The sequence below is a fragment of the Polymorphospora sp. NPDC050346 genome, assembly GCF_040655695.1.
Taxonomy (GTDB): Bacteria; Actinomycetota; Actinomycetes; order Mycobacteriales; family Micromonosporaceae; genus Polymorphospora; species Polymorphospora lycopeni.
The window spans coordinates 138344-159267 of record NZ_JBFAKM010000007.1; the positions used below are offsets into that span (position 1 = coordinate 138344).

The window sequence follows — 20924 nt, forward strand, 5'->3', positions numbered from 1 at the left end:
CCCTCGGGAGGTGTCTGTGACCTCCTCCTCCCCATCTCCCGACGGCCGCCGGGTGGCGCTGCTGACCCTGGGCTGCGCTCGTAACGAGGTCGACTCGGAGGAGTTGGCCGCCCGCCTGCACGCGGACGGATGGCAGGTCAGCACCGACGGCGAGGGCGCCGACGTGGTGCTGGTCAACACCTGCGGCTTCGTAGAAAAGGCCAAGCAGGACTCCATCCAGACCCTTCTCGACGCCGCCGACACCGGTGCCAAGGTGGTCGCGGCCGGCTGCATGGCCGAGCGCTACGGCCGCGAGCTGGCCGGCAGCCTGCCCGAGGCCCAGGCGGTGCTCGGCTTCGACGACTACCCCGACATCTCCGCCCGGCTCCGGTCGGTGCTGGCCGGGGAGCAGCTCGACGCGCACGTCCCGCGCGACCGGCGCGAACTGCTGCCGCTGACCCCGGTGTCCCGCCGCGACAGCGCGGTCGTGGTGCCCGGCCACGCGACCGTCGACGCGCACACCCCGGCCCACCTGCGGCCGGTGCTGCGCCGCCGGCTCGACGCCGGGCCGGTCGCCTCGCTCAAGCTCGCCAGCGGCTGCGACCGCCGGTGCTCGTTCTGCGCCATCCCCGCCTTCCGCGGCGCGTTCGTCTCCCGTACGCCGGACGAACTGCTGGCCGAGGCCGAGTGGCTGGCCAAGACCGGGGTCCGCGAGCTGGTCCTGGTCAGCGAGAACTCCACGTCGTACGGCAAGGACCTCGGCGACCCGCGGCTGCTGGAGAAGCTGCTGCCCCAGCTGGCCGCGGTCACCGGCATCGTGCGGGTCCGGGCCAGCTACCTCCAGCCGGCCGAGACCCGGCCCGGCCTGGTGGCGGCGATCGCCACCACGCCCGGCGTCGCGCCGTACTTCGACCTGTCGTTCCAGCACTCCAGCGAGCCGGTGCTGCGCCGGATGCGGCGGTTCGGGTCGACGGCCCGCTTCCTGGAGTTGCTGGAGTCGGCCCGGGCGCTCGCCCCGGAGGCCGGCGCGCGCAGCAACTTCATCGTCGGCTTCCCCGGCGAGACCCGGGCCGACGTCGACGAACTGGTCCGCTTCCTGACCGACGCCCGGCTCGACGCCATCGGCGTCTTCGACTACAGCGACGAGGACGGCACCGAGGCCGCCGCGCTGCCCGGCAAGGTGTCGGCGGCGACCGTGAAGCGGCGCTACGACAAGCTCGCCGCCCTGGCCGATGAGCTGTGCTCGCAGCGCGCCGAGGAGCGGATCGGGACGACGGTCGAGGTGCTCGTCGACTCGATCGACGACGGACTGATCGAGGGGCGGGCCGCCCACCAGGCACCCGAGGTCGACGGTTCGACGACGCTGGTGGCGCCACCGACGGGGGGAGTGGACCTCGCCGTCCTGCGCCCCGGCGACCTGGTGCGGGCGACCGTGACCGGCACGGAGGGGGTCGACCTCCTCGCGGTGCCGGTCGAAATGATCTCGGCAGCGGCGTGACCGGGGCGGCCCACCGGGTCCGGCCGCGGCGCGACCGGGCGGGGACGTGCTGATGGAGACGACGAGTCACCCGCCGTCCAGTTCGTCCTCCGTCGCCGGCCAGGTGCCACTGCTCAACGCCGCCAACGCGCTGACCGCCCTGCGCATGGTGCTCATCCCGGTCTTCGCGGTGCTGGTCGTCACCTCGGCGATGACGCACTCCAGCACCCGGATCGCGGCCTGCGTGACCTTCGCGGTCGCCTCGGCGACCGATCTCGTCGACGGCTGGATCGCCCGCCGGTTCGGGCTGGTCACGGCGTTCGGCAAGGTCGCCGACCCGATCGCCGACAAGGCGCTGACCGGGACCGCCCTGGTCCTGCTCTCCTGGTACGACCAGCTGCCCTGGTGGGTGACCGGGCTGATCCTGGTCCGCGAGTTCGGGGTGACGCTGATCCGCTTCTGGGTCATCCGCTACGGGGTGATCGCGGCCAGCCGGGGCGGCAAGCTGAAGACGGCGCTGCAGACCCTCGCCATCGTCTGGTACCTGTGGCCGGTGCCGGCGGCCCTGGCCGGTGTCGGTCCGTGGATCATGGCCGCGGCGGTGCTGGTGACCGTGCTCACCGGGCTCGACTACGTGCTGCGCGCCCTGCGGCTGCGCGGCCGGGCCGGATGACCGCCGCCCGGCCGGCCGGCGTCGACCCGGCGGCGCTGACCGGGCTGGTGGACCGGCTCAAGGCGCGGGGATCGACCCTGGCGACCGCCGAGTCGCTGACCGGTGGCCTGCTGGCGGCCACCCTGGTCGAGGTGCCCGGGGTCAGTGCGGTCTTCCGGGGCGGGCTGGTGGTCTACGCCACCGAACTGAAGGGGTCGCTGGCCGGCGTACCGGCCGGTCTGCTGGCCGAGCGCGGTCCGGTCGACCCGGACGTGGCGGTGGCGCTGGCGGACGGCGCGCGGGCCGCCTGCGGGGCCGACTGGGGGCTGGCGACGACCGGGGTGGCCGGGCCGGAGCCGCAGGACGGCAAGCCGGTGGGGCTGGTTTACGTCGCGGTGTCCGGTCCGCCGGGGCCGGCGGTCCGCCGGCTGACCCTCGACGGCGACCGGACCGCCGTCCGGGCGGGCAGTGTCGTTGCCGCGCTGCGCCTGCTGGCCGAACAAATCGACGCCCTCACCGGCGTCGGAGGAACGGCCGCCGCCATCGGCGTCGGAGGAACGGCCGCTGCCACCGGCGTCGCAAAAGCGGCCGCCCCCACCGGCGTCGGGAAATCGGCCGCTGCCACCGGCGTCGGAGGAGCGGCCGCCGCCGTCAGCGCCGAGCGGGGTGACGAGCCGCCGGAATCTGGCTGAAACCAGCGAGATGTGCCCGATGGGTGGGATTCTGGGCCCCCGCGGCGGACTGATCACCGCGGGGGGATGGTGGACGAATGCCCCGGCGGGGCAGGATGTCTTAAGGGCTCCGCAGCGGGTACGGTTGCGGGAAGCCTCCGGCAGACGCCGGTTGGCCCCGCGTGAGGAGGAGGTGCCATGGTCCTGCTACGCCGGGTGATCGGTGACGCATTGCGCGCGCGCCGGCAGGGACAGCACCGCACCCTACGCGAGGTCTCCACCGCCGCCAACGTCAGTCTCGGCTATCTGTCCGAGATCGAGCGGGGTCAGAAGGAAGCGTCCAGCGAGCTGCTCGCGTCGATCTGCGACGCGCTCGGCGCCCACCTGTCCGACCTGCTGCGCGAGGTCAGCCACACGGTCGCGCTGGCCGAGCAGATGCAGGGCGTGCTCGTGCCGGTGCAGGACGCGCCGGGCGCCGATTCGGCCGCCGGACGCGAGGTGCGGCCCGCCGGTGCCGCCCGGCCGGCCCGGACCGCGGTCGGCGCGGACGCGCGTGCCCCCCGGGCCGCCGAGGTGCGGCCCACCGCCGACGCCGGCCGGCTGCCGGTCGGTGAGGCCAAGGTGCGCCAGGTCACCTCCGACGGCAAGGTTTCGGTGTCGGTGCGCCAGGAGGGGCCGCTGAAGGCGACCCTGCGGACCACCCGCACGGTGCGCTCCGGCAAGAAGCACGACCTCGACGTCGTCTACGCCGCCTGATCGATCGCCCGCGCTACCCGGTGTGTCCGTACGGGCACGCGCCGGCTCGGCAATGCTGGCCGGGCCTGGGTAAGGTTGATCTCCTGACCGGACCGTATCCCCGGATATCCCCCTGAGGCCGGGTGACGCGCTGGCGCCGGGCTGGGACGATGGAGACGTGCCGTACGGTCGCCCGGGTTGGGTCGACCCGGGCGGGACACCGCACTGATGACACTGAGGGGACACGCGAATATGGCGAACCCGTTCGTCAAGGGCTGGCGCTACGTGATGGCGCTCTTCGGCGCCAAGATCGACGAACATGCCGATCCGAAGGTGCAGATCCAGCAGGCCGTCGAGGAGTCCCAGCGCCAGCACCAGGCGCTCGTCCAGCAGGCGGCCGCGGTGATCGGCAACCAGCGGCAGCTGGAGATGAAGCTGTCCCGCCAGATGTCCGAGGTCGAGAAGCTCCAGTCGATGGCCCGGCAGTCGCTGGTGCTCGCCGACCGGTCGCGGGCCTCCGGTGACGAGGCCGAGGCCGGCAAGTACGAGCAGACGGCGCAGACGCTGGCGACCCAGCTGGTCTCCGCCGAGCAGTCGATGGAGGACCTCAAGGCGCTGCACGACCAGGCGCTGGCCGCTGCCGCCCAGGCCCGCCGGGCGGTGGAGAACAACGCGATGGTCCTCCAGCAGCGGCTGGCCGAGCGCACCAAGCTGCTGAGCCAGCTCGAGCAGGCCAAGATGCAGGAGACCGTGGCCCGGTCGCTGGAGTCGATGTCGTCGCTGGCCGCACCGGCCAACACCCCGTCGCTCGACGAGGTCCGCGACAAGATCGAGCGCCGCTACGCCAACGCGATGGGCCGGGCCGAACTGGCCAGCAACTCCGTCGAGGGCCGGATGCTCGAGGTGCAGAAGACGACGCTGGACATGGCCGGCTCGTCGCGGCTGGAGCAGATCCGGGCCAGCATGTCCGGTGAGCAGTTGGGTGGCCAGCAGGCCGCCGGGCAGCCCTCCGTCGGCCAGGCCGCGACCGGTGACCCGGCGAGCGTGGCCCGGCTGGACGAGATCCGGGCCAGCCTGTCCAAGGAGCGCAACACCGGCGATCAGAGCGCCGCCGGCTGATCCGGCCGGGGCGGGGGAGGGGCTTCACGTGGCCGACCAGCGGGCGCGCTACTTCCGCCGGCTCCGCAAGCTGCGCCGGTCCGCCCGGCGCTGGACCGTGCTCGGTGGCGGCTTCGGTGGGGCCGCCGCCATCCTGATCCCGTACGCCGGGATCGGGCTGCCCGACGCCGCCTGGGCCGCCGCCGCGGGTGGCTCGATCGCGCTCGCCGCGTGGCGGTGGATCGACCTGCGGGCGCTGGCCGCCCAGCCGGCGCCGCCCCCGCCCGAGCCGGTGAGCCCTGAGCAGGCCCGGGCCCGGCTGGTCGCGGCGGTCGAGCGGCTGCCCGTCGGCAAGACCGCGATGGAGGAGGTCCGCCGGCAGCGGTCCCGGATGGCCCTGCGCGGCTCCTCGGCGGCCGAGCCGTCGGCGCGGCTGGACCGGGCGTCGGCGGCGATGGCCGGGCTGGCGGGCGACCTGACCGGCTCGGCCGACGCGGCGGTGCTGGACGCGGCGGTGGCCGAGCGGTCGCTGCGCGAACTCGCCCAGCGGGTGGCCGGCGTGGAGCGGGCGCTGCGGGTCGCGCCCGCCGACTCCCGTGACGGTCTGGACGAGGCGCACCGTAACCTGGTCGACCAGTTGACCGGGGGCGTGACCGCCTACGAGCGGCTGGTCGCGGCGGCGGCGGGTTATGTGGCCGAGGACGGCCGGGGTGCCGTGGAGCATCCGGCGGTGTCGCAGTTGGCCGACGCGAGCGAGCGGCTGCGCGGGGTCGCCTCGGACCTGGCCGAGTTGCGCAAGTTCGCCGACCCGATGCGGGCCCAGCAGCAGCACTGACGGCGGCCGGGCACCGGGTGCCCGGCCGGCGGTGCCGACCGGTGTCGCCCTCGCCCGCGCGGGCTCGGGTTCTGGATTGCGGATCAATCCGGCGAATCGATCAAGCCGATCTTGTGTTTACGTAACCGTTACAAATGTTGGCTTGTCTATGTCTTGCGCCGTCGGGGCGTACCGGGGCTAATTTGTTCAACCACCCTACAAAATGGGGCGGGCGACCTCGGCGGGTCGCGCGCGCCTGAACCCCCACCACCCGACTCCGGCCCTTCGGCGAGCTGGCGACGGGACTCATCCCTGTCCTCGACAGATGATGGAGATCCCCGTGTCCCCAACGCGCCGATCGCGATCACCGCGCGCCCTGACCCGCCTCCTGCTCACCGGCACCCTCGCCCTCGCGCTCGCCGCGACCGGCGTGGTGGCCGGCCCGGCACCCGCCTCCGCCGCGCCCGTACCCACGCGCGCCGTGACGGCGGTCGACCCGTACTCGGTCCTGGTCTTCTCCAAGACGGCCGGGTTCCGCCACGACTCGATCCCGGCCGGCATTGCCGCGATCCAGCAACTCGGCGCCGACAATGGGTTCACCGTCGACACCACAGAGGACGGTGCCGCGTTCACCGACGCCAACCTCGCCCGGTACGCCGCGGTGATCTGGCTGTCCACCACCGGCGACGTCCTCGACCCCGACCAGCAGGCCGCGTTCGAGCGGTACGTGCGGGCCGGCGGCGGCTACGTCGGCGTGCACGCCGCCTCCGACACCGAATACAGCTGGGAGTGGTACGGCGGACTCGTCGGCGCGTACTTCTCCGCCCACCCGGCCAACCAGCAGGCCACCATCAAGGTCGAGGACCCGGCGCACCCGTCCACGGCGGCGCTGCCGGCGAACTGGTCCCGCTACGACGAGTGGTACAACTTCCAGACCAACCCGCGCGGCGACGTACACGTGCTCGCCAGCCTCGACGAGCGGACGTACACCCCGGGGGCCGGGGCGATGGGCGCCGACCACCCGATCGCCTGGTGCCACGACTACGACGGCGGCCGGGCCTGGTACACCGGCGGCGGCCACACCAACGAGTCGTACACCGAACCGGAGTTCGTCGCGCACCTGCTCGGCGGCATCCAGACCGCCGCCGGTGCCGTCGACGCCGACTGCCGGGCCACGTTGGACGACAGCTTCGAGAAGATCAGTCTGGACAGCAACACCAACAACCCGATGGAACTCGACGTCGCCGGCGACGGCCGGGTCTTCTACGCCGAGCGGGACGGCCGGGTCCAGGTGATCGACCCCGAGACCGGGCTGACCAGCACCGCGATGACCCTGCCGGTCTTCACCGGCAACGAGGACGGTCTGATCGGGCTGCGGCTCGACCCCGGCTTCGACACCAACGGCTGGATCTACCTCTACTACGCGCCGGCCGGCGGCGGCCCGCGCAACCTGCTCTCCCGCTTCACGGTCACCGGCACCACCATCGACCCGGCCAGCGAGAGCGTCGTCATCCAGGTCGACACCCAGCGCAACACCTGCTGCCACGCCGGCGGCAGCATGGTCTTCGACGCCGACGGCAACCTCTACCTGGCCACCGGCGACAACACCAACCCGTTCGAGTCCAGCGCCTACACCCCGATCGACGAGCGGCCGGGCCGGCAGGACTACGACGCCCAGCGCAGCTCCGGCAACACCAACGACCTGCGTGGCAAGGTGCTGCGGATCCACCCGGAGGACGCCGGCGGCTACACCGTGCCGACCGGCAACCTGTTCCCGGCCGGCACCGCGCAGACCCGCCCGGAGATCTACGCGATGGGCTTCCGCAACCCGTTCCGGATCGGCATCGACCAGCAGACCGGCGTCCTCTACGTCGCCGACTACGGCCCCGACGCCGGCACCGCCAACCCCAACCGGGGACCCGAGGGCCGGGTCGAGTGGAACGTCGTCGACGCGCCCGGCAACTTCGGCTGGCCGTACTGCCACGGCAGCAACCTGGCGTACAACGACTTCACGTTCCCGTCCGGACCGAGCGGGGCGAAGTTCGACTGCGCCGCGCCGGTGAACAACTCGCCGAACAACACCGGCCTGACCAACCTGCCGCCGGCGATCCCGGCCACCGTCGACTACGGCTACAGCCCCGACCCGCGTTACCCGGAGATCGGTGGCGGCGGCGCGCCGATGGGCGGCCCGGTCTACCGGTACGACCCCGAACTGGCCTCCGACACCAAGTGGCCGGCGTACTTCGACGGCAAGGCGCTGTTCGGCGAGTGGAACCAGTCCAAGATGTACACGTTCCAGGTCAGTGCCGACGCGACCGAACTGGTCGACATCAACAACCTGCTGACCGGCATGGAGTTCATCCGCCCGATGGACTTCGAGTTCGGCCCCGACGGCGCCCTCTACATGATCGAGTGGGGCAGCGGGTTCGGCGGGAACAACGACAACTCCGGCGTCTACCGGATCGACTACATCGCCGGTGACCGGGCCCCGATCGCGGTCGCCAGCGCCGAGCCCACGTCCGGGCAGGCGCCGCTGGCCGTACAGTTCTCCAGCGCCGGCTCCCGCGACCCGGACGGCGGCCAGATCACCTTCGCCTGGACTTTCGGCGACGGCGGCACCTCGACCGCCGCCAACCCGGCACACACGTACGCCGAGCCGGGCAACTACACCGCCCAGCTCACCGTCACCAACGAGAAGGGCCGGGACGCGGTCGCGAACGTGCCCGTCACGGTCGGCAACACCGCGCCGACGGTGACCATCGAGTTCCCGCCGGACGGCGGCTTCTTCGACTGGGGCGACCAGGTCGAATACACCGTGCGGGTCACCGACCCCGAGGACGGCGAGATCGACTGCGACCGGGTCGTCCTGCAGTCGTTCCTCGGGCACGACGAGCACTCCCACCCGCTGGACACCTACCACGGCTGCACCGGCACGGTGCAGACGTCGCTGGCCGCCGGGCACGGTGCCGAGGCCAACGTGTTCGCGGTCTTCGAGGCCAGCTACACCGACAACGGCGGCGTCGGCGGCGCCAGCCCGCTGACCGGCCGGTCCATCGAGCGGTTGCAGCCCAAGCGCAAGCAGGCCGAGTACTTCACCGCCACCGGCCGGACCGCCGACGGCACCGGCGGCGGCGACCCAGGCGTGCAGAAGGAGACCACCGGCGACACCGCCGGCGGCTTCCAGAACATCGGCTTCATCGAGGACGGCGACTGGTGGTCGGTCGCGCCCGCCAGCCTCTACAGCATCGACCAGCTCCGGTTCCGGGTCGCGTCCGCCGAACAGGGCGGCCTGATCCAGGTCCGCAGCGGCGCCGTCGACGGTCCGCTGCTGGTCACCGCCACGGTGCCCGGCACCGGCGCCTGGCAGACGTACACCGACGTCACGGTCGACCTGACCGACCCGCCGGCGGGCAGCGCACCGCTGTTCTTCGTCGCCAAGCATCCGAGCGGCGGCGCCAACTCGCTGTTCAACGTCAACTGGGTCGACTTCCTCGGCCGCGGCGTCACCGAGAACGCCCCGCCGGTCGTGACCGTCGCCGCCGACCCGACCACCGGCACCGCCCCGCTGACCGTGAACTTCACCGGGACGGCGACCGACCCCGAGGGTGAATCCCCGCTGACCTACCAGTGGGACTTCGGCGACGGCGGCTCGGCCACCACGGCGAACGCCACCCACACCTACACCGTGCCGGGCACGTTCACCGCCACCCTCACCGTCACCGACGCGCGGGGCGCCAAGGCGTACGCCAGCACCACCGTCCGGTCCGAGGCGCCCAACACGTCCTGTTTCGGGGCGCGTTCGGACGACTTCACCGGCAACTCGCTCGACAAGACCCGGTGGACCACGGTCGTACGGGAGAACCAGCTCTACTCGGTCGCGGACGGCGTGCTGAAGCTGCCGACCTCGGTCGGCGACCTGTACGGCGCCCGCACCGACGCCACCAACATCGTGCTCCAGCCGGCGCCCGGCGGGGCCTGGCAGGCGACGACGAAGGTGACGGTGCCGGTCACCGCCAACTACCAGCAGGCCGGTCTGATCGTCTACGGCGACGACGCCAACTGGGCGAAGCTCGACCTGCTCTTCGGCGATTCCCGGAAGATCGAGTTCATTCGGCAGACCGCCGGCACCCCGCGCAACGAGGGGGCCGACGCCGCGCCGGCGCCGGCCGGTGACACCGTGTACCTGCGGATCATCAGCGACGGCACGACCCTGACCGCCGAGGCGTCTCCCGACGGGCAGAACTTCACCCCGGTGGGCCGGTCGGCCGCGCTCGCCGGCATCGAGAACCCGAAGATCGGCCTGTTCGCGCTCAACGGCGGCACCACCGCGCCGGTGGTCGAAGCCCACTTCGACTGGTTCCAGGTCACCCCGGACGAGCCGGCCGGACCGGTCGAGCCGTCCGACGAGTTCGACGGCAGCGCGCTCGACAAGTGCCGGTGGGACGCGATCCTGCGCGAGGACGCGACCGCCTACCGGCTCGAGGGCGGGTCGTTGAAGATCGACGTACCGAACGGTGACATCTACACCGGCAGCAACACCGGGCCGACGAACTTCATCATGCAGGGCGCGCCGGAAGGCGACTGGACCCTGGAGACGAAGGTCGACGGCAGCCTGCTGAACGAGCAGTACCAGCAGGCCGGCCTCATCGTGCACGCCGACGACGACAACTACCTGAAACTCGACTACATCGTCGACAACACCCCCGGTCAGCCGGTCTCCCGCCGGATCGAGTTCCGCAGCGAGATCGGGTCGGTGGTCCAGAACCCGCAGCCCCAGGTCACGAACCTCACCGACTCGGTGTGGCACCTGCGGCTGAGCCGGACCGGGAACGTCTACACCGCGTCGTACTCGCTCGACGGGCAGGAGTGGACGAGCTTCGAGCCGTTGACGAACACCGCCGTCGGGGCCACCCCGAACGTCGGCCTGTTCACCCTCGGCGCCAACCAGACGGCGTCGAAGACCGCGTCGTTCGACTACTTCCGGCTGACCACCGAAACCGCCGACGGCACCGCGCCGGTCACCACCGGCACCGTCGACGGGCCGGTGAACGCCGGCTGGTACACCGGCCCGGCCACCGTCACCCTCACCGCCACCGACGAGGCCGGCGGCAGCGGCGTCGCGTCGACCGAGTACCAGCTCGACGACGAGACCGGCTGGACGGCGTACACCGAACCGGTGGTGATCAGCGGCGACGGCGAGCACGAGCTGCGGTTCCGGTCGACCGACGAGGCCGGCAACGTGGAGGAGACGAAGACCGTCGAGGTCCGGATCGACACCACCGCGCCGGTGACGGCGGCCGAGTTCGCCCCGTCGAACGACAACGGCTGGCACGCCGGCACCGTCCCGGTCACCCTCACCACGACCGAGACCGGATCCGGCGTCACCAAGGTCGAGTACGCGCTCGACGGCGGTGACTGGACGCCGTACACCGAACCGGTCGACGTCAGCGGCGACGGGCAGCACGAGTTGCTGTACCGGGCCACCGACGCCGCCGGCAACGTCGAGACGCTCAAGTCCGCGATCATCAAGATCGACGGTACGAAGCCGACCGTCATCGTCGCCGGGCTCGCCGACGGCCAGCTCTACGGGGACAGCCAGGACGTCCGGGTCACCTTCGCGGCCGTCGACCCCACCAGCGGCATCGAGGCCACCGTCGGGAAGCTCGACGGGGTGACGTACCACAGCGGGACGCTCCAGGCCATGTACGAGCTGACCCTCGGCATGCACGAGCTGACCGTCACCGCCACGGACAAGGCCGGGAACGAGACGACCTCGACCGTACGGTTCTTCGTCACCACCTCGTTCCGCGACATGCAGAACCTGATCGACCGGTTCAAGGCCACCGGACGGTTGTCGAACAAGGCCCACCGGCAGCTGACGAACAAGCTGGCAGCTGCCCGGCTGTCCGAGGCCGAGGGGCGTGACAACCGGGCGATCCAGCAGCTCACCGCGTTCCGGGGGCTGGCGTCGGACACCGCGCTGGTGACCGACGCCGAGGTGCGCGCGGTGCTCGTCCGCGACACCGACGCGATGATCGTCCGGCTGGGCGGTTCGGCCAGTACGGCCGGCGTCAGGGCCAACGACGGGAAGTCCGTGAAGGGGGCCGGCCGGGTGGCCGAGGACCCGACCCGGATCGCCCCCGGCGGCAAGCTCTAGGCACCACCGGTCGCCGGTAGGCGGCTTGCAAGGAGGAGTTGGGTCGCCGGTAGGCGGCCTGCAAGGGGAATTTCGGTCGCCGGCAGGCGGCCTGCAAGCAAGGAGGTGCGGGGCGGCCGCCGGACGGCCGCCCCGCACCCCGGCCACGGCGCCACCCGGCGCCACTGGAGGTTTGGTCAGATGCGACTGCTCAGAATCGTCCTCGTCACCCTGCTGGCCGCCCCGCTCGTCGCGGTGGGTGGCCAGCCGGCCGCCGCGCACGGTGGCAAGGTCACGCTCGAGGTGGCCGGTGACGGTGGTGCCGGGGTGACCATCCAGGCCCGGTACGAGGACGGCCACCCGGTCGACAACGGCATGCGGCTGGTCCTGAACGGCACCGGCGAGGGCGGTCGGATGGTCGGGCCGGTGCAGGTCGGCCCGTCGAACGAGGGGCTCGGTTTCTACCGGGTCGGATCGCTGCTCTCGCCCGGCGACTGGGAGATCACCGTCGACACGCCGCCGCCGAACCCGACCCGGGTCACCACGTCGGTGCGGGCCCGCGTACCGCAGGAGGCTCCGCCCGGCGCGGCCGGGCCGGCCGCCGCGGACGCCGGGGAGGGGGCCGGGATGCGGTGGTGGCTCGTCGGGGGAGCGGCGGTCGTGGTCGCCGGCGCCGTGGGTCTGGCCGTGGTGAACCGGCGCCGTCTCGTGCCGGTGCGTGCCCGTCGCTGAGCCGCCGGTCAGTGGCACCGGTCACCTGTCGGCCAGTCGATAGTTACGAGTGTCCTGGCCACACCCCTGTCACGCTGGACTGGAACCGACACACCGTCTGAAGTGGACGGAGCGGTTCCGGGCGGACCGGGGGGGCACCGCCCTCTCCACGAGAGAGGGACGACGTGAGAAGACTCATCCAAGCCGCGGTCGTCGCGGCGGTGGCCGCGGCCGGGGGGATGCTGGCGCAGGTGGCCCCGGCCCATGCCAGTCCCATGTGCGACCGGCCGAAACCCCCGCCGGCCTGCGACACCGGCGGACCCGGGCTGCCCCCGAGGGGGAAGCTCGGCACCGCGACCCGGGTGCCGGCCGGCGTCGCCGTGACGGGGCAGGCCGAGGACCCGGACGGCGGCAACGTCCGGGTCGACATCACCATCGGCGGTAAGAAGGCCGGTTCGGTGACGGCCGGTGCCGACGGCCGGTTCTCCGGCACGGTGCCGGCGGTCGTCGGCGGCAACGTCTGCGCCACGGCGATCAACAACGGGCCCGGCCACGACGTGGGGATCGGCTGCGTACCGCTGGCCGTCGGGGTCGACCCGGTCGGCTCGTTCGACCGGATCGACCGGTCCGGAACCACCGTCACGCTGCACGGCTGGGCCCTCGACCCGGACACCGCCGGGGCGGTCGACGTGCAGGTCCTCCAGAACGGATCGCTGGTCGCCACCACCCGGGCGAACCGGGCGCTGGCCGCCGCGCCGGCCGGGTACGCCGCCTACGGCACCGCCCACGGCTTCACCGTCCAACTGCCCGAGCACCCGTCCGACGGTGAGCACACCATCTGTGTCCGGGCCCTCAACGTCGGCGCGGGCAGCGTCAACACCCAGCTCGGCTGCCGTACGTACACGGTGCGGCACGACCCGATCGGCACCGTCGACGAGGTCACCCGCGTCGGCGGCACCGTCCGGGTCCGGGGCTGGGCCGTCGACCCCGACGAACCCCGCGCCCCGGTGCAGGTCGAGATCTACGAGGACGGCGCCCTGGTGCGTACGGTGACCGCGAGCGCCCACCGGCCGGAACTCGGCCCGGAGTACGGCCCGGCACACGGGTTCGACGTGACGGACCTGCCGGCGACGATGCGGCCGGGGGCGCACACCATCTGTGTCCAGGCCGTCAACCGCTCGCACGGTGGGAACGACCGGGTCCAGTTGGGTTGCCGCGACTACACGGTCCCGGTGCCGGTCCCCACGCCGGTGATCGAGCCGTTCGGGCAGTGGTCCATCTACTCCACCTCGATCGCCCTGAGGTGGGCCGGCAACACCACCGGTGTGACGGGCTACCGGGTCGAGAGGTCGACCGGTGGCGCGTGGCAGGAGATCTACCGTGGGCGCGCCGACATCCGCTGGCTGACCGACCGCGACGTCACCCCGGCCACCCGCTACTGCTACCGGGTGATCGCATTCAACGAGGCGTCCCAGGCCGCGTCGGAGACCTGTGCCACCACCCTCCACCCGGCGCTGCCGAAACCGAGCGGCCTGACCGTGGTCGCCGAGGGTGAGGCGTCGCTGCAGATCCGGTGGAACGACAACGCCGAGGGCGAGGACAGCTACGTCGTCGGATGGCGCCCGGTCGGCGAGGAGACCTGGAAGAACGTCACCATCCCGGCCAACCCGGGCACCGGCGTGATGACGTACACCATCAAGGGCCTGACGTCGTCGACCCACTACGAGTTCGGTGTGCTGCCGCGCAGGGCCGGCCACGACACCGGGGAGAGCCTCAACGGCACCGCGTGGACCAAGGGCGCCCCGAAGGTCGAGAGCTTCACCTCGTCGCCGGCGGCGGTGCAGGCCTGCGTCAACGCGAAGATCACTCTGAGCTGGCGGACCACCGGGGCGAACCGGGTGGTGGTCAAGCGCGGTGACGCCACCCTGTACGACAAGACCCAGAACACGGTCGCCAGTTGGACGGGTGAGGTCGCCGGCGGCACCCATGACGGCAACGTCGCCTACACGCTGACCGCGTACGGCCCGGACGGCCGTACGACCACGGCGACCGTCGGCGTGCAGCGGGCCAGCGCGTACCCGCTGCTCGCCGCGCTCGAGTTCACCAACACCGGCTGGTACCAGCTGGAGGCCTGGTACTTCGACCTCCAGGGCAACCCGATCAAGAAGATCGCCGACGTGCCCTCCGGCGGCCGGACCCTCATCCGGCCGGAGCACTGCACCCTGGCCCGTATCCAGGTGATCGATCCGAACACCAGGCGGGTCGCCTTCAACTACCCGACGATCGTGCTCGGCCACAAGGAAGGCCACCTCGACCAGCGGGCCGGCGGCTGATCCGACCGCCTGACCGGCAACCCGGGCCGGTGGGACCGCGTACGCGTGGTCCCACCGGCCGCGCCGTTCCGACTCGCCACTACCGGGCAAATGTCCGTTCCATTATCTTGCCTGCCATTTACCCGATATAACGCTCTTATGGTGGACACAGCGGTGAACCCGGCATGAGCAGCGAACCGGCGACTCCCGACGAGCGCGTGGAGCCGGCCGAGGAAGCGGTACGTCAGGCGGCGGGCGAGCGGCGCACCCCCGACCCGGTGGTCGTCGGGGTCGGCCTGCTCGGGGTGCTGGCGGTGGTGCTGTGGGGGATTCTCTCCCAGGAGTCGCTCGGCGCCTTCGGCGCGCGCGGGCTCGACTGGACCATCGCCACCTTCGGCTGGTTCTTCGTCGTCGCCGCCAACGCCTTCCTGGTGCTCGCCATCGTGATCGCGCTCAGCCGGTTCGGGCGGATCCGGCTCGGCCGCGACGACGACGAGCCGGAATTCAGCAACCTGGCCTGGATCGCCATGATGTTCAGTGCCGGAATGGGGATCGGCCTGGTCTTCTACGCGGTCGCCGAGCCGATCGACCACTTCCGGGTCCCGCCCCCGGCCAGCGGGGTGGCGCCCGAGACCGGCGCGGCCGCCTCGGTCGCGATGCAGTACACGCTCTTCCACTGGACCCTGCACCCGTGGGCCATCTACGCCGTCGCCGGGCTGGCGCTGGCCTACGCCACCTTCCGCAAGGGGCGCGGCAACCGGATCTCCGCCGTCTTCCACCCGCTGATCGGCAAGCGCGCCGACGGTGTCGCCGGGCAGGCCATCGACCTGCTGGCGATCTTCGCCACGGTCTTCGGCACCGCGACCAGCCTCGGCCTGGGAGCGCTGCAGATCGCCGCCGGCCTGCACATCGTCGCCGGTGTCGAAGAGGCCGTCTCGGTCGAGTTGATCGTCATCGGCGCGTTCACCCTGGCCTTCGTCGTCTCCGCCTTCTCCGGGCTGCACAAGGGGATCAAGTGGCTCTCCACCACCAACGTGGTGCTGGCGGTGGCGCTGATGTTCTTCGTCTTCGTGGTCGGGCCCACCGTCTACATCCTCGACGTGCTCCCCGCCGCGGTCGGCAACTACCTCGCCGGCCTGGTCGAGATCTCGACCCGTACCGGGGCGTTCGCCGGCTCGGAATGGCTCGGCGTGTGGACCATCTTCTACTGGGCGTGGTGGATCTCCTGGGCACCGTTCGTCGGCACCTTCATCGCCCGGATCTCCCGGGGCCGGACCGTACGCCAGTTCCTGGTCGGCGTGCTGCTGGTGCCCAGCGGCGCCAGCGCGGTCTGGTTCGCGGTGATGGGCGGAAGCGCCCTGCGGGCCCAGACCACCGGGTCGCGCGACCTCGTCGCCGACGTCGAGGCCGGCACGGAACAGGCCCTCTTCGGACTGCTCGACACGCTGCCGCTGGCCGCCGTCACCAGCGTGGTGGCCATGGTGCTGATCGGGATCTTCTTCGTCACCAGCGCCGACTCCGCCTCCCTGGTGCTCGGCTCGCTCTCCTCCCGGGGCGCGCTGTATCCGCACCGGGCGCTGACCGTGCTCTGGGGGGTCATGATCGGCGCCGTCGCCGCCGTACTGCTGGTCGCCGGCGGCCTGGGCGGACTCCAGCAGGCGACCATCATGGTCGCGTTGCCGTTCGTCGTGGTGATGCTCGGTCTGGCGGTCGCGCTGCTCAAGGAGATGGCGGCCGACCCGATGGCCGGCGGCGGGCCACGGCGGACCCGCCCGCACGGCCTGGCCGAGGCGGTCCGTACCGCCCGCTCCTACCAGGAGGAGCGGATACCGCGGACCCGCCCGGTACGCCGCTGGTATGTCCTGCGCCGGCCGGAGGAACCCGACGACCGGGAGGGCACCGAGGGCCCGCGACTATGATCCGGCCCCGTGGGCGACCGGCCGTACGTGCTCCTCAGTTGCGCCGTATCCATCGACGGCTACCTGGACGATGCCACCGCGGACCGGCTGCTGCTGTCCAACGACACCGACTTCGACCGGGTCGACGCGGTACGTGCCGAGTGTGACGCGATCCTCGTCGGAGCCAACACGGTCCGGCGGGACGACCCGGGGCTCCTCGTCCGCTCCCGGGCCCGCCGCGACACGCGGATCGCCCACGGCCGGCCCGCCTCGCCGGTGAAGGTGACCCTGACCGGCCGTGGCGATCTCGAGCCGACCGCGCGGTTCTTCCTGACCGGCGACTCCGAGAAGATCGTCTACTGCGCGACCCCGGCGACCGGCGAGGCCCGGGAACGACTCGACGGTGCGGCCACCGTCGTCGACGCCGGGCAACCGGTCGACCTGCGGCGGGTGTTGGCGGACCTGGCCCGCCGTGGCGTCAGGCGGTTGCTGGTCGAGGGCGGTGGCGCCGTCCATACCCAGTTCCTGGCCACCGGGCTCGCCGACGAACTGCACCTCGTCGTCGCTCCGATCTTCGTCGGCAACTCGCGCGCTCCCCGGTTCGTCGGTGACGGCGTCTTCCCCTGGAGCACCGGCAATCCCGCCACCCTCGCCGAGGTACGCCAGATCGGTGACGTCGTGCTGCTGCGCTACGCCCTCTCCGAGCGGTTCGGTGCGGCATGAACCGCAGACACGCGGTCGACCGGGAGTGGCTGCGGTTGGCGGTCGACCTGGCCCGGCTCAGCCCGCCGGTGGAGACCGCCTACGCCGTCGGCGCGATCATCGTCGACCGGCGTGATCAGGAACTGGCCCGGGGCTATTCACGCGAAACGGATCCGCGCGTCCACGCCGAAGAGTCGGCCCTGGCCAAGGTCGCCGGCACCGGAGTCGACCTGACCGGCGCCACGGTCTACAGCTCGCTGGAGCCCTGCTCCATCCGCGGGTCCAGGTCCCGCCCCTGCGCGGAGCTGATCATTGTCGCCGGAATCGCGCGGGTCGTCCTCGCCCTCCGCGAACCACCGGTCTTCGTCGACTGCCACGGCGTCGAACTCCTCGAAGCGGCCGGAGTCGAGGTGGTCGAGATTCCCGACCTGGCCGACCGGGTCAGAGCGACCAACGCCCGCGTACTCGGTCTGGAATGACCAACCTCATTAGATATAGGATCGTCGATACGTGCTCGTTTGATGCCCCGGCTCGTTCGATGCCCCGGCTCGTTTGATGCCCCGGCTCGTTTGATGCCCCGGAGGACGCCGTGCGCCCGTCGATCCACCGCATCCTGGCCCTGATGGCCGCCACCGCCGCCACCGTGGCCGCCACCGCCGTTCCCGCCCAGGCCTACGTGACGACCTGGTACGGGCCGTACGGCTACTACGAGTGCGAGGCCGCGTACAACGACCTCATGACCAGCGGCGCCCCCGTCCCCCGGACCATCGACTGCCAGTACCGGAACGACCCCATCCCCGGCTGGTACTACGCCACCCTCACCTGATCCCGGACCGGCTCGGCCCGGTCCCTGGCCCGGGCTGGCAGGTGGGGCACCAGAACGTGATCCGTTCGCCCTGGTCGGCGCGGCGGACCAGGGTGCCGCAGCGGTGGCAGGGCCGGCCGGCCCGGCCGTACACGTAGTTGGCCTCGTCGCGGCGCAGCGAGCCGGTGGTGGTCTGCAGCCAGCGGCCCCGGTTCGAGGCGAGCAGACGCTGCGCCAGCCGGACCAGGGCCGGCAGGTCCGGCACCTCGCCGACCGGGGTCCACGGCCACAGCCCCCGCAGGAACAGCGCCTCGGCCTTGTAGAGATTGCCGATGCCGGCGAGGTTGCGCTGGTCGAGCAGCGCGTCGGCGATCTCGACCGCCGGGGCGGCGGCCAGCCGGCGGGCAGCCTCGGCCGCGTCCCAGTCGGCGCCGAGCAGGTCAGGCCCGAGATGGCCGACGAGGGTCGACTCCTGATCCGTCGGTACCACGGCGATGTCGTGCAGGTGGTATCCGACCGCGACCGCGTCCGTGGTCCGCAGCACCACCCGGATCAGGTGCCCCGGCCGGGCCGTCCAGCGCTGGCCGGGGGCGTACGTCCGCCAGGTCCCGTCCATCCGCAGATGCGAGTGCAGGGTGAGCCGGCGGTCGGAGTCGGGGTGGCGCAGCCGCAGCAGCAGGTGCTTGCCCCGGCTGGCGGACTCCAGCACCGCCCACCCGGTCAGGTCGGTGGTCGCCAGTCGCGGCACCCGGAAGTCCGACCCGGTCAGGAGTCGGCCGGCCAGCGCGCGTTCCAGCACGCGGGCCGTGTTCCAGACGGTGTCGCCTTCGGGCACCCGTCAATCCTGCCGCACACCAGCCGCACCCCCGCTGATCTGTCACGCGATCTGGCGGAGGTCGTTCCCGTAGTCGAAGATGATCCGCATCCGGGCGCCCAGCGCCCGTGCGTACCGGCTCAGGGTGGCAACCTCGTTGGCGTCGAGATCCCCGTTCTCGATCTGGCTGACCCGCCCCGGGGTGACGCCCATGAGGTCGGCGACCTCCCGTTGGGTGAGTCCGAGTCGTTTGCGCTCTTCCGCGAGGTGGAACGCGCTGACCCAGGCCTCCGTGCGGGCGCGCTCCGTGTCAAGCGCGTCGCTGTCTCCGTCGTCCAATTCGGCCCGGATGTCCTCCCAGTCGTGAAACTCTGTCACGATTCCTCCCTCCGCTTCCGTTCGAACGCCAGCCAGGTTTCGTAGGCGATCTCCGCGGCCGGGATCGCGGTCTTGTACCACCGTGCCCAGTTGCCGGCCTTGTTGCCGCCCACCAGCAGCACCGCTTGGGACGAAGGGTCGAACACGAAGAGCACCCGGATCGCGATTTCACGGCCGGACCTGGGCCAGTTCGCTTGGATCATTTCCGGCGGTGGCTCCGCACGAAGGTGTACCCGGGGTCCAAGGGACGGTCGACGACCTGCGCGGCTCGAATCGCCTCCTGGTGCAGTTCGAGTTGCTCCGGTGAAGGTCGAGCACCCAGCGGCAGCTTACGGACGAAACCACTGACCCAATGGGCCCGCCGAGTTGCGCCCAGGGCAGTGGAGCCGGGGCTGTTTGCCGGCGGCTCCAGGGGCTCGACTGCCGGCGCGTAGCGCAGGAGACTGGTACGGGCGTGCCCCGCCCGCGCCGGGTAACTGGGGTAGCCGGCAGCGTCGACACTGCCGCGCAGTCGTGTGACATGCCCGTAGCGCACCAGTTGCTCGACGGTTTGACGGATGCGGCCAAGCCGAGCGGGCGGCATGCCGAGGGCTCTACAGTTTCAGTCAGCGTCGCCTCCGTGAGGATGACGCTGCCGTCGTCGAAGAGGTATCCCAGTCGGCGCAGGGTGTACGTCACCCAGCCTGGGTCTGTCAGGCGGCCGTCTTGCGAGTGCCGTTCGTCGCCGGCGTCGAGATTTCGCGCGACGACTCGGGGATCGTATCGGTGGAAGTAGCCGACGCCGTCGATGCTCACCGGCTGCGGCAGCCGGTCCGTGCAGCCCACCGCGAGGCGGTCGTCCTCATTCCAGGTGACGGTGAGTATGGTGCCAGGGCGTAGGTCGGCCGGCCAATCAATGCCAGCCAGTTGCCAGCCGCTGCGGCTTTGCTGCAGCGTCGATTCGAAGGCTCGCCGGATGTGTCCGGTGTCTGGATCCTGGTGGTCGAGAACGAACCGAACCCGCTGTCCAGCGAACACGTCCACCTGTCCGTCGGGTAGCGGGCAGGATGCACCGTCAAGGTGCGCCTGTCCTAGCACGGCCTCCCATTTGTGGTGGGACGTCTCGTGACTCAGCCATCGCGCGTGGTCGTCCTCCTCTCCCGGCGCGCTGGGCCGGCCGGGCTCGGATTCGTTGTCCAGCGCGGGGGCGTCATCCTCATCCGATCTCCCGGGCCGGCCCTCCTGCCGTCCGGGCTCTCCATTCGGCGCGGGCAGGTGCTCGACGCGACCCCTGTTCTTGAAGGTGTCCAACAGTGACGGCAGTTCCCAGTAGTTCAGGAGAAAGGCGTCCGGTCGCGCGGTGATTGCGTACTCGGGCCGGAACACTCGTCGAATGATGCACCGGCTGTCCGATCGTTGGAGTCGCCAAAGCGACTCGATAGGCAATAAGCCGTCCCGGGAGAACCACGCCCTGACGACGGCGGATCGTCTCACATCCTGCAAGGCGGTGTAGAGGTCTTCGGCGTGTTCGCCTGGGAACTGGAACTCCTCGATTGATTCGAACACAGCCTCCGCGTTGCGGATCAGCATAGTGTCGGCATGAAGGGCCAGGTCCCAAGAGCCACGCAGGATAATCCCGTCCCGGACAACGCCGAACTCTTCCGGACGGGATTTCCTTGCCATGACGCCCCTTTTCTGCGGCAGAGCTTGCGTACGGAAGCCGGACGGGCCGAAACCCCGCCGCGTGGTCGAACTGACCACCT

16 protein-coding genes and 1 pseudogene are annotated in these 20924 nt (G+C 71.5%); 13 read left to right on the forward strand and 4 right to left on the reverse strand.

Going from position 1 to position 20924, the window contains the following annotated elements:
* The first annotated feature begins 10 nt into the window (after nt 1–10).
* The 13 genes and pseudogenes from rimO to AB0I42_RS10010 all read left to right on the forward strand — a co-directional run bounded on the left by rimO (nt 11) and on the right by AB0I42_RS10010 (nt 18011).
* On the forward strand, nt 11–1477 hold the full coding sequence (gene rimO / locus AB0I42_RS09950) for a 30S ribosomal protein S12 methylthiotransferase RimO (RefSeq protein WP_357535886.1): 1467 nt from the start codon (nt 11–13) through the stop codon (nt 1475–1477).
* Between the two features lie 52 nt (nt 1478–1529).
* Nucleotides 1530–2129: a CDP-diacylglycerol--glycerol-3-phosphate 3-phosphatidyltransferase gene (gene pgsA, locus AB0I42_RS09955; RefSeq protein WP_357535888.1), complete on the forward strand. Its 600-nt coding sequence runs from the start codon at nt 1530–1532 to the stop codon at nt 2127–2129.
* Nucleotides 2126–2614: pseudogene (locus AB0I42_RS09960) on the forward strand (CinA family protein); the annotation flags it as partial. The gene pgsA and the pseudogene AB0I42_RS09960, both read left to right, overlap by 4 nt.
* A 363-nt stretch (nt 2615–2977) precedes the next feature.
* Nucleotides 2978–3535, forward strand: coding sequence for a helix-turn-helix transcriptional regulator (locus AB0I42_RS09965; protein WP_357535890.1), 558 nt, complete (start codon nt 2978–2980; stop codon nt 3533–3535).
* A 231-nt stretch (nt 3536–3766) separates the two neighbouring features.
* Nucleotides 3767–4633, forward strand: a complete 867-nt coding sequence (locus tag AB0I42_RS09970; protein ID WP_357535891.1) for a PspA/IM30 family protein — start codon at nt 3767–3769, stop codon at nt 4631–4633.
* A 28-nt stretch (nt 4634–4661) separates the two neighbouring features.
* On the forward strand, nt 4662–5447 hold the full coding sequence (locus AB0I42_RS09975; RefSeq protein ID WP_357535893.1) for a hypothetical protein: 786 nt from the start codon (nt 4662–4664) through the stop codon (nt 5445–5447).
* 319 nt (nt 5448–5766) lie between these two features.
* Complete coding sequence (locus AB0I42_RS09980; protein WP_357535895.1) at nt 5767–11583, forward strand: ThuA domain-containing protein; 5817 nt, start codon at nt 5767–5769, stop codon at nt 11581–11583.
* A 180-nt stretch (nt 11584–11763) separates the two neighbouring features.
* Nucleotides 11764–12294: a hypothetical protein gene (locus AB0I42_RS09985; protein ID WP_357535896.1), complete on the forward strand. Its 531-nt coding sequence runs from the start codon at nt 11764–11766 to the stop codon at nt 12292–12294.
* Between the two features lie 164 nt (nt 12295–12458).
* Nucleotides 12459–14606 (forward strand): fibronectin type III domain-containing protein, encoded by a 2148-nt coding sequence (locus AB0I42_RS09990; protein WP_357535898.1) that lies wholly within the window; start codon nt 12459–12461, stop codon nt 14604–14606.
* 164 nt (nt 14607–14770) lie between these two features.
* A complete protein-coding gene (locus AB0I42_RS09995; RefSeq protein ID WP_357535899.1) occupies nt 14771–16504 on the forward strand; it encodes a BCCT family transporter in 1734 nt (577 codons plus the stop codon).
* A 9-nt stretch (nt 16505–16513) separates the two neighbouring features.
* Nucleotides 16514–17206 (forward strand): dihydrofolate reductase family protein, encoded by a 693-nt coding sequence (locus AB0I42_RS10000; protein WP_357535901.1) that lies wholly within the window; start codon nt 16514–16516, stop codon nt 17204–17206.
* Nucleotides 17203–17664 carry a deaminase gene (locus AB0I42_RS10005; protein WP_357535903.1) on the forward strand — a complete coding sequence of 154 codons (462 nt, stop codon included), beginning with the start codon at nt 17203–17205 and terminating at the stop codon, nt 17662–17664. Before AB0I42_RS10000 ends, AB0I42_RS10005 begins: the two co-directional genes overlap by 4 nt.
* 110 nt (nt 17665–17774) lie before the next feature.
* Nucleotides 17775–18011: a hypothetical protein gene (locus tag AB0I42_RS10010; protein WP_357535904.1), complete on the forward strand. Its 237-nt coding sequence runs from the start codon at nt 17775–17777 to the stop codon at nt 18009–18011.
* On the opposite strand, the gene AB0I42_RS10015 is transcribed toward AB0I42_RS10010, so the two are convergent.
* From AB0I42_RS10015 to AB0I42_RS10030, 4 genes are read right to left on the reverse strand one after another with little or no spacing between them, the layout of a single operon-like run.
* Nucleotides 18004–18825 carry a DNA-formamidopyrimidine glycosylase family protein gene (locus AB0I42_RS10015; protein WP_357535906.1) on the reverse strand — a complete coding sequence of 274 codons (822 nt, stop codon included), beginning with the start codon at nt 18823–18825 and terminating at the stop codon, nt 18004–18006. The genes AB0I42_RS10010 and AB0I42_RS10015 overlap by 8 nt on opposite strands.
* Nucleotides 18826–18867: 42 nt before the next feature.
* A complete protein-coding gene (locus AB0I42_RS10020; protein ID WP_357535908.1) occupies nt 18868–19182 on the reverse strand; it encodes a helix-turn-helix transcriptional regulator in 315 nt (104 codons plus the stop codon).
* Nucleotides 19179–19385 carry a type II toxin-antitoxin system RelE/ParE family toxin gene (locus tag AB0I42_RS10025; protein ID WP_357535910.1) on the reverse strand — a complete coding sequence of 69 codons (207 nt, stop codon included), beginning with the start codon at nt 19383–19385 and terminating at the stop codon, nt 19179–19181. The genes AB0I42_RS10020 and AB0I42_RS10025 overlap by 4 nt, the downstream gene beginning before the upstream one ends.
* Nucleotides 19351–20844 carry a hypothetical protein gene (locus tag AB0I42_RS10030; RefSeq protein ID WP_357535912.1) on the reverse strand — a complete coding sequence of 498 codons (1494 nt, stop codon included), beginning with the start codon at nt 20842–20844 and terminating at the stop codon, nt 19351–19353. Before AB0I42_RS10030 ends, AB0I42_RS10025 begins: the two co-directional genes overlap by 35 nt.
* Nucleotides 20845–20924 lie beyond the last annotated feature (80 nt).